Annotated in this window: 12 protein-coding genes; 4 read left to right on the forward strand and 8 right to left on the reverse strand. The window is 35.3% G+C overall.

Translation table 11 applies throughout. The features are described 5' to 3' along the window. The first annotated feature begins 29 nt into the window (after window positions 1–29). Window positions 30–527 carry a GTP-binding protein gene (locus FT993_RS09915; RefSeq protein WP_147862395.1) on the forward strand — a complete coding sequence of 166 codons (498 nt, stop codon included), beginning with the start codon at window positions 30–32 and terminating at the stop codon, window positions 525–527. Here FT993_RS09915 and FT993_RS09920 read toward each other — a convergent pair. The 5 genes from FT993_RS09920 to FT993_RS09940 form a co-directional block, all read right to left on the reverse strand. Next, the gene (locus FT993_RS09920) at window positions 524–1,072 is read right to left on the reverse strand and encodes a mechanosensitive ion channel domain-containing protein (protein ID WP_147862396.1); all 549 of its coding nucleotides are present in this window, start codon (window positions 1,070–1,072) and stop codon (window positions 524–526) included. The two genes, FT993_RS09915 and FT993_RS09920, sit on opposite strands and share 4 nt — an antisense overlap. 71 nt (window positions 1,073–1,143) lie before the next feature. After that, window positions 1,144–1,734 (reverse strand): Maf family nucleotide pyrophosphatase, encoded by a 591-nt coding sequence (locus tag FT993_RS09925; protein ID WP_147862397.1) that lies wholly within the window; start codon window positions 1,732–1,734, stop codon window positions 1,144–1,146. Further along, window positions 1,734–2,663 (reverse strand): geranylgeranylglycerol-phosphate geranylgeranyltransferase, encoded by a 930-nt coding sequence (locus tag FT993_RS09930; protein ID WP_147862398.1) that lies wholly within the window; start codon window positions 2,661–2,663, stop codon window positions 1,734–1,736. The genes FT993_RS09925 and FT993_RS09930 overlap by 1 nt, the downstream gene beginning before the upstream one ends. Before the next feature lies 1 nt (window position 2,664). Continuing rightward, window positions 2,665–3,171 carry an HAD family hydrolase gene (locus FT993_RS09935; RefSeq protein WP_187240802.1) on the reverse strand — a complete coding sequence of 169 codons (507 nt, stop codon included), beginning with the start codon at window positions 3,169–3,171 and terminating at the stop codon, window positions 2,665–2,667. Further along, a complete protein-coding gene (locus FT993_RS09940) occupies window positions 3,168–3,917 on the reverse strand; it encodes a Rossmann-like and DUF2520 domain-containing protein (protein ID WP_147862400.1) in 750 nt (249 codons plus the stop codon). Before FT993_RS09940 ends, FT993_RS09935 begins: the two co-directional genes overlap by 4 nt. Window positions 3,918–4,044: 127 nt before the next feature. On the opposite strand from FT993_RS09940, the gene ccsA reads away from it, so the two are divergent. Further along, window positions 4,045–7,284, forward strand: a complete 3,240-nt coding sequence (gene ccsA / locus FT993_RS09945; RefSeq protein ID WP_255504467.1) for a cytochrome c biogenesis protein CcsA — start codon at window positions 4,045–4,047, stop codon at window positions 7,282–7,284. Window positions 7,285–7,293: 9 nt separating this feature from the next. Next, the gene (locus FT993_RS09950; protein WP_147862401.1) at window positions 7,294–7,623 is read left to right on the forward strand and encodes a multidrug efflux SMR transporter; all 330 of its coding nucleotides are present in this window, start codon (window positions 7,294–7,296) and stop codon (window positions 7,621–7,623) included. A 99-nt stretch (window positions 7,624–7,722) separates the two neighbouring features. Here FT993_RS09950 and fumC read toward each other — a convergent pair whose 3' ends face one another. Next, complete coding sequence (gene fumC / locus FT993_RS09955) at window positions 7,723–9,117, reverse strand: class II fumarate hydratase (protein WP_147862402.1); 1,395 nt, start codon at window positions 9,115–9,117, stop codon at window positions 7,723–7,725. Window positions 9,118–9,412: 295 nt separating this feature from the next. Here fumC and FT993_RS09960 point away from each other — a divergent pair, with 295 nt between their 5' ends. Then, window positions 9,413–9,592, forward strand: coding sequence for a hypothetical protein (locus FT993_RS09960; protein ID WP_147862718.1), 180 nt, complete (start codon window positions 9,413–9,415; stop codon window positions 9,590–9,592). Between the two features lie 147 nt (window positions 9,593–9,739). Here FT993_RS09960 and FT993_RS09965 read toward each other — a convergent pair whose 3' ends face one another. Both FT993_RS09965 and FT993_RS09970 read right to left on the reverse strand, forming a co-directional pair. Continuing rightward, window positions 9,740–12,244, reverse strand: a complete 2,505-nt coding sequence (locus FT993_RS09965; protein ID WP_147862403.1) for an outer membrane beta-barrel family protein — start codon at window positions 12,242–12,244, stop codon at window positions 9,740–9,742. 149 nt (window positions 12,245–12,393) lie between these two features. After that, a complete protein-coding gene (locus tag FT993_RS09970) occupies window positions 12,394–12,741 on the reverse strand; it encodes a hypothetical protein (protein WP_147862404.1) in 348 nt (115 codons plus the stop codon). Between the last annotated feature and the right edge of the window lie 64 nt (window positions 12,742–12,805).

A 12,805-nucleotide genomic window follows, 5' to 3' on the forward strand; every position in this document is an offset into this window, starting at 1 on the left:
CTATTTTTTAGCTTTTATTACAGAAGCCTATGGAGTTAAACAACCAAATTGTTTTACGTCCTCGATTTAAAGAGACGATAAAATTACCCCTGGAGGAGGTGGTTAAACGATTTGTGGAGCAAAAAACTAAACAATCTCGTTATAAGATTGTGTATTTTGATGAACACGTTTTTATTAAATTACCTAAAAACGAACAGCATTTTTGGTCACCGCAATTGCATTTAGAACTTAATAAAGACGAAGAAAAAACCTCAATTCATGGTTTTTTTGGTCCCAATCCTTCGGTTTGGACACTTTTTATGTTTGCTCATCTCATACTGGCTACCGCGTTTTTGGGTTTATTAGTATGGGCTTACACCCAGTACAATCTAGGTAATTCTTATTTTTGGCAGGTTTTTTTAATGATACTCATCGTATTCTTTTGGGTGGTTTTATATTTTGGTGGTCGTTTAGGCCGAATGAAGGGAAGACCCGATATGGATGCTATGTTTCAGTTTTACAAAAAAACTTTAGGTGTAGCTGTTTAATCCTCAAAATCAGAATTGTTTTTATCAAGTAACGCATCTTTTTGGATGAGCGAAACCGGTTTTTGTAAAATCAAGTTATTTGGATACGTAATTAATTCTCCGTTCTCGAGTCTGAGGTAAAGATGAAACGCTTTTATATCTTCAATAATTGCAGGCTCAGCAATAAAATCTTTATCGTGAATTTTGATGCGATCGCCAATGCGGTAAGGAAACGAGAAAAACATAATTATACCCGATGTGATATTGCTTAAAATAGACCAAATGGCAAAAAGCGCAATACCAATAACCGCAAAAATAGACGAGAACAACAACGAAATCTCTTGAATCTTAACGCCCCAAGCAACCATCAATAAGAAGACGGCTAAAAAAACAATAAATACATTGATATAGCGAATAATAAGTCTAAAACGAGCCTGATGAATCGCCTCTTTTTGATAAATTTTAAGCGTAGCCTTGTTGAATAAGTACTTTAATATTCCTAAAAAGATAAGAATACCAAGGGTTATAAAAAGCTCTCTTTGGTAGATGTTAATATAGTTGAGCATGCCGTTTATTATTCAACCAAAGGTATTGCATTCTGTTCAACTACAAAATAAATTTAATACTTCGCTAACAATTAAAATTGCAACAAGTTTTTATAAAGTAAATGTACAGGTAAACCTAAAACAGTATAATAAGAGCCTTCTATACCTGTAATACCTATTTGTCCTATCCATTCTTGAATACCGTATGCTCCCGCTTTATCAAAAGGTTTAAAAGTATTCACGTAAAATTCAATCTCGGCAGACGTAAGCGATTTAAAATTTACGTGTGTAGTGGCAGAAAAACAGCAAGATTTTTGGTTTGATTTAAGAAAAACAGAAGAAATAACTTGATGTTTACGACCCGAAAGTAATTCTAACATTTTGATAGCCTCTTCTTTATCTTTGGGTTTACCTAAAATAATCTGATCGATTGCTACTACAGTATCACCAGTAATTAGGATCTCTGAATCTTTTAAATGGTCAAAAGCATTTGCTTTTAATTTTGCCAAGTATTCTGCGGTCTCTTTTGGTGTAAGATGATCTGGAAATATCTCTTCTACGGGTTTTAATTCAATCCGGTAGGGTAGACCTAATTCAGTTAAAAGCGCTTGTCTGCGTGGTGATCCCGAGGCCAATATTATTTGCCTATCTTTTAGTTTTTGTTGTAAACTTAAATTAGCCATTAGCTGTTGTGTATAAATCCGTAAAGTAATAGAGATAAAACACCCAAGCTCATAGTTATTTTGAGCAGTAAACTTAGTTGTCTAAAATCTTTTTTTGAGTTGGCAGAAGGAGCTTTAACTACAAAAAGTAAAAGCGGCAAGACTAAGCCAATAAGACTGTAGGTTAAAAAAAGGGTATTTTTATAAAAATAAGTAAGCACGTAATATACCAAACCAATTACAGCGAGACATCCCAAAATTAACAATATAATATTGGTTCTTTGTTTGCCCAATACTATGGGTAAAGTTTTAAATTTCATTTTATGGTCACCTGCTATGTCTTCTTGGTCTTTTACGATTTCTCTGATTAAATTAACAACAAACGCAAAGACTGCGTAATCTGTTAATATAGAGAAAAAGAATTTTTGCAAACTTTGGTTTTGAGGGGTTATAGCCGGCATTAAATCAAAAATAGCCGGTAAAAGAAAGACCAGCGCTACTAGGGCGCTTATTAGGATATTACCAATGAGTACATAAGATTTTAACGTAGTGGCATATAAGTAAAGCAAGCCTGAACTACCAATAAAAAGCATGATGAATATGGGTTTGCCAATAAGATTAGCTAAATAAAAACCTAACAGGATCCCGAGAACATTAAAAAACAGAAACCAATTGAATGCGGTTTTCTCAGAAATTAAACGCCCCACGATTACGCGTTTAGGTTTATTTACTTTATCGGCAACAACATCTTGTATATCATTAATTATATTACCGGCCGCAGCAATAAATATGCAAGAAGCGATTAATAGGCTATATCCGAACCAATTTAGCGTAATAGCTACAGGGTATGCTTCTATAGAAAATAAGCTGAACTTAATGATAATTAAACACGAGGCAATTAGCAATAAATTGGGCCAACGAATGAGGTTGAAAAAAGCTTTAATTGGCATGTTAGTCAATTTTAATCCATTTGTTTTGTACCTTCATTACCTGTTCAATTAAGTCGCGTACGCACCCTTGGCCGCCATTTTTATGAGAAATATATTTTGCAATAGATTTTACCTCGGGTACTGCATCTTGTGGGCAAGTTGGTAATCCTACGCGTTGCATAGGAGATACATCGGGTATGTCATCGCCCATATAAGCCATTTGATTTAAGTTCAGTTTATATTCTTTTGCTAATTGTTCTAGCACCTCTACTTTATTCTCAATTCCTAGATAAACTTGTTTTATGCCCAAACCATTTAGCCTTTTCTTAACTGCCTCATTTTTTCCGCCAGAAATTATACAAACCTCATAACCGGCATCTATTGCTCTTTTTAATGCATAACCGTCTTTTATATTCATGCTTCTTAGCAATTCACCGTCGTGAGCAATATGTACAGTACCATTGGTAAGTACGCCATCTACGTCTAAAATAAAGGCTTGAATTTGATTTAAAATTTCTTTGTAGTTCATAATTTATGCGTGTTTTGAATGGCCCGTGATAGCAGCCTATAAATTTCTTTTTCTTCTGGTGTGCTTAAAAGTTTTAAGTGCCTTTGCATGGTTTGAGTATCTTGTCTAAGGGCAGGCCCGGTTTGTGCTTCTATAGCAGGCGTAGTTTTAATCTTTGTCGCTGTTTCTTGAATTAACGGATGCAATATTTCAAAATCTAAATTATTTGCCTGGCAAATTTTTTGAGCCATAGCATACATTTGATTCGTGAAATTATTGGCAAAAACAGCCGCTAGATGCAAATATTTACGTTGCTCTGTAGTTACGTTATAAACCTGTGTGCTTATTTTTTTTGCCAGATTTTCAATGGTATCTAAAGTTTGACGGTTATCAGCTTCTAAACATAGTGGTACTTGATTAAAGTCGATTTCTTTTTGACTAAAACTTTGCAGCGGATAGAATACAGCATTATTTTGTGCGTGCTTTTGCAACCCTAAGCTACCCGATGTATGTGCTATGATAGGAAAAATAGAGGCAATACTAGAAATAAGTGGAGCAATGGCATCGTCTTTCACCGCTATCAAGGCTAAATTAGCACTTTTTAAATCGCTTATTTCAGAAGTGGTAGGAGCAATAGATTCAAAAGCCTTTAATTTTATTTTTGTTCGGTTGTAAATCTGCGTGATTTTTACGCCATTTGTGTGCGATAAAACCCTAATAAGTTGACTTCCAACCCTTCCCGTACCTATGATGCAAATTTCAAGCATGGGGCTAAAATATTAAAAGTTTCTTTCATTAAAAAATTAAAATAATGCCTGCAATAAGTTATCAAAAAAGCAGTAAAAATAACTTTAAAGGTGGTAAATTTGCAGTGTTTATAAAAAAATGACTGCTATGCAAAATAAACTGGCCAAAATTCTTTTTTCTACACGTACAATGGCCTTCCTCTTTATCGCATTTTCTGTAGCCATGGCTGTAGGTACTTTTGTTGAAAATTCATATTCTACTGCTACAGCTCGAGCTTGGATTTACAATGCTTGGTGGTTTGAAGTTATGATGCTGATTTTTGCCTTGAATTTTATCGGTAATATTAAGCGTTATCGCTTGCTACGAAAAGAAAAGTTAAATACGCTACTGCTACACCTCTCTTTTATTTTGATAATAATAGGAGCCGGGGTAACAAGGTATATTGGTTATGAAGGTGTGATGCCCATTCGTGAAGGCGAGACAAGTAATATAATGTTATCTGAAAAAACCTATCTTTCTGTTTTAGTAGATGGTGAGGTAGATGGAGAGCATCTTAGACGGACTGTTAATTTACCTTTGACTTTAGCTCCTAAGATAGATAATAAGCAAACATTGAGTACAGATTTTAAAGGCCAGCATATTGAGTTTGCGGTGACAGATTTTATCCATGGTGCCGAAGAAGGGCTAATTGAGGATGAAAATGGTAAGAATTACCTAAAAATTGTTGAAGCTGGAGGTGGCGATCGACACGATCATTATTTAGAAGAGGGCGAAATTACCTCAATTCATAATGTACTTTTTACGTTGAATAAGCCTACCGACGGAGCCATTAACATCACTATTAATGATCAAGAACAAAGCATCTCAACTCCTTTTGAGGGGACTTATATGCGTATGGCCGACCAGAAGCAAGGAAAAGTTGTAGTAGATTCTGTACAGCCACTTATGATGCGTTCATTATACCAGATGGCGGGAATGCAGTTTGTGTTTCCAGATCCCATGGTAAAAGGGAAATATGATGTTAAAGCCTCAGAAAAAAGAGTGGATAATCAGCAAGATGGAGTATTTTTAAATGTAAGTACCCAAGGTGAAACCAAAGAGATTAAGTTATTAGGGGGTAAGGGTTACCTAAACGATTATAAAAAGTTGGAAATTGGTGATTTAGAGGTTTATTTGCGTTACGGAAGTAAAGAATACCAGTTGCCCTTTTCGCTTAAGCTGAATGATTTTATTGCTGAAAAACATCCGGGTACTGAGGATAATCCAACTCCTAGTTATGCTTCTTTTAAGAGTAAGGTAGAAGTGATAGGTGAGGACGAAAGATTTGATTATGATATTTATATGAACCATGTGCTCGACTATGAAGGCTATCGCTTTTTCCAAGCTTCATTTAATCCAGATGAAAAAGGTACCATCTTATCAGTGAACCATGACTGGTGGGGGACTTGGATTACCTATATCGGTTACTTCCTGCTTTATTTAGCCTTGATGATTTTATTGTTTGAACCAGGATCTCGTTTTGGAGAGTTAACTAAAAGATTAGAGAAGTTAAAAGCCAAAAAGGCTAAAATTACGATAATCGCTTTGCTATTTGGTTTTACCTCATGGGCACAAGAAAATCATACGCACAACAAGGCAAAATTAGATAGTATAGCACAAGCAGCCGCTGAGGCTACACCGCCAAACGAAGAACATAGCCATATGGATATGTTAGAAGCTATGATGCCTAAAAAGCGAATTGACTCTATTTTAAAAGCTACACAAGTTTCTAAAGAGCACGCCGATAAATTCGGACATTTAGTAATTCAAGATGCGGGCGGTAGGATGAAACCTGTAAACACTTTTTCTTCAGAACTGCTTAGGAAACTCAGTAAAAGTAACAATTATGAGGGTCTAAATCCAGATCAAGTGTTTTTCTCCATGACCGAGAACCCGGCTTTATGGTATAATGTTCCTCTAATAGCTATAAAAGCCAAAAATGATAGCTTGCATCACGTAATAGGAATTGAAGAAGGTGCCTCTCATGTACGTTTAGCACAATTTTTTGATGCAAGAGGTAACTATAAATTAGCTCCTTTTTTAGAAGAAGCCTATCGCGCTAGCGTTAAAAACCAATTTCAAAAAGATTACATCGCTGCCGATGAAAAAGTAAACTTATTATATAGTGCATTAGAAGGTAGGATATTACGTATTTTCCCGATACCCAATGCAGAAAATAATAAATGGGTTTCTTACCCAGAGGCTATTAAAGGTGAAGGCATGTTTACTGGGGTAGATAGCTTATATGTTACCAATATATTGCCTCTTTATATGCAAACCATTCAGGTGGCTAAGAAAACCAAAGATTACACCAAAGCTAATGAAGTTTTAGAGAGTTTAGTAGGGTTTCAGAAAAAATACGGATCAGAAGTATTACCCTCCGAAAATAAAATTAAAGCAGAGGTACTTTATAATAAATATGATGTATTCAGAAATTTATTCTGGATGTATATGATAGCTGGTATGGCAATGTTCCTATTTGTGGTTATTGCAATTTTCAAAAAGCATAAAGCTTTACCAATACTCATAACGGTATCAAAAGTTGTAATTGTTTTATTGTTTATGCTTCATACCGCTGGCTTAATAGCTCGTTGGTACGTTTCGGGGCATGCTCCGTGGTCTGATGCTTATGAGAGTATAATTTATGTAGCTTGGGCAACAATGTTTTTTGGCTTAGCTTGGGGGCGAAAGAGCGATTTAACTACCGCGTCAACGACATTTGTTACTGCAATTATTTTAGTCGTTGCCCATTCAAATTGGTTAGATCCAAGTATAGCTAATTTACAACCTGTTTTAGATTCTTATTGGTTGATGATTCACGTGGCAGTAATTGTAGCCAGTTACGGTCCATTTACCTTGGGAATGATTTTAGGTTTGGTAGCACTCTTGCTTATGATTTTTACCAACGATAACAACCGCAAGAAATTAGGCATAAATATAGAAGAGATAACAATTATTAATGAGTTAGCACTTACCGTAGGCCTAGTGTTATTGACCATTGGTAACTTTTTAGGAGGTCAATGGGCCAATGAAAGCTGGGGTAGATATTGGGGTTGGGACCCTAAAGAGACTTGGGCTTTGATAAGCATAATGGTTTACGCCTTTGTAATACATATGCGCTTGGTTCCTGGTTTGCGTGGTAGATTTATATTTAACTGGGTAGCTATACTCGCGTTTGGTTCTATTTTAATGACTTATTTTGGTGTTAATTTTTATCTTACAGGATTACATTCCTATGCTTCGGGAGATCAAATCATTAGTTATCAATTTATAATTGGTGCTTTCGTGGCTTGGCTCATTTTGGGTCATTTTGCTTACCGAAAATATAAGAAGTTCTATATAAAATAATATCAAAAGGTGAGTTGGGTCTATTTAATTCTAGGTGGTTTGTTTGAGGTTGGTTTTGCTTCTTCTTTAGGCAAGGCTCAACAAAGTACTGGCAATGAAGCCGTATATTGGTATGGCAGTTTTGTCATTTGCTTGTGTTTAAGCATGCTATTATTAATAAAAGCAACACAAGAGTTACCAATAGGTACTGGCTATGCGGTTTGGACAGGCATAGGGGCTATCGGAACCGCTCTTGTGGGAACTTTATATTTTAAAGAGCCTATAGATTTTTGGCGCATCTTTTTTATTAGTACGCTAGTGCTTTCCATTGTTGGACTTAAATATGTCTCAAATACTTAACTTTAATAAAAAAAACCGCTGAAATCTTCAGCGGTTTTTTTATCAGTTTAACTAATAAATACTTTCTTAAAAAGTAAAAAAAGTTTTGTTTATTATGGCCTATATTTCTCCTACCATATCTTCAGGTTTTACCCAAGCGTCAAACTCTTCGGCTGTGGTATATCCTAAGTTAATGGCTTCTTCTTTAAGTGTTGTGCCATTTTTGTGGGCTGTATTTGCAATTTCTGCAGCTTTATAGTAACCAATTTTTGTATTAAGTGCTGTTACCAGCATTAAGCTATTTTGTAATAGCTCATCTATTCTTGCTTGGTTTGGCGTGATGCCACTAGCGCAATGTTCTTCAAAAGAAACACAAGCATCTCCCAATAATTGAGCGCTTTGTAACAAGTTAGCCGCCATAACAGGTTTAAAAACATTTAGTTCAAATTGACCCTGCATACCGCCAACACTCATAGCCACATCATTACCAATTACTTGAGAGCATACCATTGTTAACGCCTCACATTGGGTAGGATTTACTTTGCCTGGCATGATTGAAGAACCTGGCTCATTTGCTGGAATATTGATCTCGCCAATTCCACTTCGAGGTCCCGAAGCTAACATTCTAATATCGTTGCCAATTTTGTTTAATGAAACGGCCAATTGTCTTAATGCACCGTGTGTTTCTACGAATGCATCATGAGCTGCTAAGGCCTCAAATTTATTTTCAGCCGAAGTAAACGGTAATTCGGTAAAATCGGCGATGTATTGAGCTACCTTTTCAGCATAGTTTTTAGGCGTATTTAATCCGGTACCAACCGCAGTACCACCTAAAGCTAATTCACCTAAATGTGGCAGACTGTTATTCAATGCTTTTAAACCATGGTCCAGTTGAGATACGTAGCCGCTAAATTCTTGCCCTAGTGTTAGGGGGGTAGCATCCATAAAATGCGTTCTACCAATCTTTACTACTTTTTTAAACTCTTCTGCTTTTGCATTTAAGGTGTCGCGTAGTTGTTTAATACCAGGTAGGGTTACCTCTATAATTTTTTTATAAGCGGCAATATGCATCCCTGTCGGGAAGGTATCATTTGAAGATTGAGATTTGTTAACATCATCATTAGGTTGTAGTGTTTTTTCGCCTTCACCAATAGTTTTACCGGCCAACTGATGTGCTCTATTAGCAATTACCTCATTTACGTTCATATTGCTTTGCGTTCCCGATCCAGTTTGCCAAATAACTAAAGGGAATTGATTATCATGTTTTCCTGCTAAAATTTCATCACATACTTGAGCTATTAAATCTCTTTTTTCCTTAGATAAAACACCAGCTTCTGCGTTGGTGTATGCAGCGGCTTTTTTAAGATAGGCAAAACCATATATAATTTCTAAAGGCATTGATGCAGGTGCGCCAATTTTAAAATTATTTCTTGAGCGCTCTGTTTGTGCTCCCCAAAGTTTATCTGCGGGTACTTGCACTTCGCCCATCGTGTCTTTTTCGATTCTGTATTTCATTTTGAAGTATTTTGAATTTTGCAGCACAAATTTAATCAATTCAGACTTGATTTGCTCTTGTTTTTTAAATAAAGCCTTTAAACTTGACCTAGAGACAAAGAATTGTAGAGTGCTTTAATTTTAATAGTTGAACCTGTTTTGATCAAGCCAATTAAACTTATTTTGTGGTTAATCAAATCTACTAGATATAGAATGACGCCAAAGTTTGCAGGTCTATTTATTTTTTAACTTTTTGTTGGAAATAATTTGTAATTATATGTATCTTTGAAAAAATTCTTGAAATTTAGAAATTATGATGTTCGAATTCGACCAGTGGTTAGGTTTTTTAGCGTTTGCGGTTATTGGTTTAATCGGTTTTTGGTTAATGCTATTTTTATTAACTTTTGTAGTGCCTTATTGGATAGGAGGTTCTCTTCTAGAGCGTTTTAAAGAGAAAAAAGAAGCAAGAAAAAACAGAGAAATGATTGAGGAGTAAATCGCTCTAAAAATCTTTATTTTATATCAATAAGCTTGTCTTTTTAAGAGACAAGCTTTTTTTATGGTAGGTGATAAGTAACTAATTCAAATAATAAACCCCTTAGTTTTGCTAAGGGGTTTTTGTGTTTTTCAGAAAATTGGTAGCTTAAAATCCACCTTCCTCGTCCATATCCATTCCACCTGAGTTACGTTGACCGTTTCTGCGACCGTTTTTAGGCTGATTGAATCTGTAAATTAAACCTAAGGTAATTTGTCTTTCTCTCCATTGAAATTCCGAATCAGACGTGAAATAATTTGTATCTAAACTATTTTCTTGGGTGTTGGTTAAAGACCTTCTTTTACGACTATTGAGTAAATCACTAACATTTAAAGAAAGAGTAGCTTTGTCTTTAATGATTTCTTTACTAAAGGCTAAATTTAGACTAAAGATACCATCGGTGTCGATAATTGCTGTTTCTCTGGGACCAAAATAAAACCCTGTAGTTTGCCATTCTATATTTGCAGGTAAGGTAACTTTAGAGCTAAAACGCGCAAACCAGCTGGTATTTTTGGCATCATAATTTACACCATTAAAATCTCCTTTTGTATCAGATGCAAATAGATTAAAACTTCCGTTTATTCGCAACCATCTTTCTGGATTGTATATTACACCTAATTCTCCACCAAAACGCTGTTCGGTTGAAAGGTTAATAGGTAGCGTTCGAATAATTTTTACCCCGTCTTGAGTAGTTTCGCCCGTTTCTTCTTGAATTCTGTTGAATGCTCCAGTTTCGCGTTGGTAATATACAGAGGAAGTTAACGTAAGTTTATCCCATTGCTTAAGGTAACCTAAATCAAAAGCATCTGAAAAAGCTGGATCTAAATCTGGATTACCTTGAAAGATATTGGTTCTACTAGAACGAGAAGGGAAGGGGTTGATAAACCAACCGCGAGGTCTGTTAATCCTACGGTTATAACCTAGAGATATGTTTTCATTTTCACCTAATTCATAAATAAGATTAATTGTAGGGAACAACTCTAGATAATCTTTTTCAAAATTGGTATCTACGTTTATTCCTAACGCTTCTTCTAAGGCTTGTTCGTCGCCAAATTCAGAAAAAACTTCTCCTTTTAATAAGGTATGCTCCAAACGCAAGCCTAGCAAGAATGAAAAGTTACCAAATTTATTTCCGTATTGAGTGTAAATAGCGTTTACATTCTCGGTATATTTGAATAAGTTGGTTAATCCTTCATCAATTTCGAATTGATTGGTGTCAAAATTAAAACGCTCTAAATTATAATCGGTATCGGTGTTTTCAAAAGTTCCTCGGTAACCCGCTTCAAATTGTGCTTCCCCCATAGGAAGAACATAGTCTACTTGAGCTAAGAATTGATTTTGTTTTTCGTTCTCAAAGATTCTCTCTTGGTCTAGAATATCTTCATTGGGTTCTAAGATATTTTCTACAATACTTGTAGGCTTATCTTCATTGTCGAACGAATATTGAAAATCGGCGGTTAATTTGTGGCCCTTATCATCAAATTTATTCTGGTAATTTAATGAGAATTGGTAACTAGCATCTTCTTCCTTTTCAATTTCTTCTCTTTCGGTTCTATTTACTAAATTGTTTTCGAAAAATCGTGAAGTTTTATTGGTGCTAATGTCTTTGTCGTCGCCCCAACGCATAAAAGCGCTACCAGTGATAGATGAACTTTCGGTAAGAAAATATTCCATACCAATATTGGTATTGATTCCTTTTCTTCTACGGTCATACTCTCTATCTTCTATTGTATTATCTACGCTTACATCATCCCCAAAATATCGGTTATTAAAGTTGGCGTTCCCTGGTGATTCTCTATAGTAAACCCCTGTAGTGTTAAATACATTAAACTTATCGGTTCTTAGGTTTACGTTGGCCGATAAGTTACTATTTGTTGGATAACCTACGTTTGCTGTGATGGATCCATTAAAACCTAGGGTTTTTTCTTTCTTCAAAATAATATTTAGAATACCTGCACTTCCTTCGGCATCGTAGCGGGCAGAGGGGCTGGTAATTACCTCAACACGCTCAATAGCATCTGCAGGTAGTTGTTGAAAAACATCGGTATTTCCAAATCCTGCCATAGCCGATGGTTTACCATTAATAAGTATACGAACGTTTTCATTTCCGCGTAAGCTTATACCCCCTTCAACATCTACAGATACAGAAGGAACGTTATTTAAGGCATCACTAACGGTGGCGCCTTGCGTCGTTAAATCTTTACCGATATTGTATATTTTTTTATCTAACCTAATATCTACCTGAGTAGTCTCGGCGCGAACGACTACCTCATCGAGTGAATCTGATTTAAGGCCTAAACTTATCGTACCCATTTTTGTATCTTTATCAATGGTACGGTTGCTATATTTTTTGGGTTCAAAAGAAATATACTCAACCACTATGTCATAAGTTCCTTCTTTAACCTCAAACTTAAAATTACCATCATAATCGGTTACACCACCTTGAGGGGGGAGGCTCCCTTTTATATCTTTAAGAGTAATAGTGGCATATTCTAGAGGTATCCCGGCGTCCTTATCGACTACCTTTCCTGAAATCTGATAATTTTTTTGTGCATAACCTAAACTACAAGCTACTATAGCAAATAAGGTTAGTAATTTTTTTTGAAGTTTCATGAAGTTACAATTAGCTGTTTATTGTTTTGTTTATGTGTGTAAGACCTTTTAAGCATCTAAAGGTTTAATTGCACTTTCATAAAAAAATCATAAAGCCACTAGAAGTGGCTTTATGATTTTGCGAATGAACAATTTAAGTAATTTACAATTTATTTTTTTTCTAACATCATTGAAACATATTGATTGTATTGGGCATCGGTGAGAATGTTACGCATTTCAAGTACTTCATTTTGTTTTAAAGCCATTACGGCTTTTTTCTTTTCTTCTGGCTGAAGTGAACTCTTAATGATTTCTTGTTCTTTAACTCCAAAATTTTTAAGTTTTAGCCTAATGAGACTTTCTTGTTTCCCGGTTAGTGCCAATTTGTTTTTCAAAATTTTCACTTCGTTTTCAACTTGTTGCTCAATTTGTGGAGTTACTTCACTTGCCAATACTTCCTGCGCTTGAATATTTATTGTCAAAAATCCAATTAGTAATAAACTAATAATACTTTTCATAATTTAAATTTTATCGTAATTTAATAAAATACAGGCATTTGGCTCGTTAAAACTCCGTTAATTC

Source organism: Mesonia sp. HuA40, assembly GCF_008017835.1.
Taxonomy (GTDB): Bacteria; Bacteroidota; Bacteroidia; order Flavobacteriales; family Flavobacteriaceae; genus Mesonia.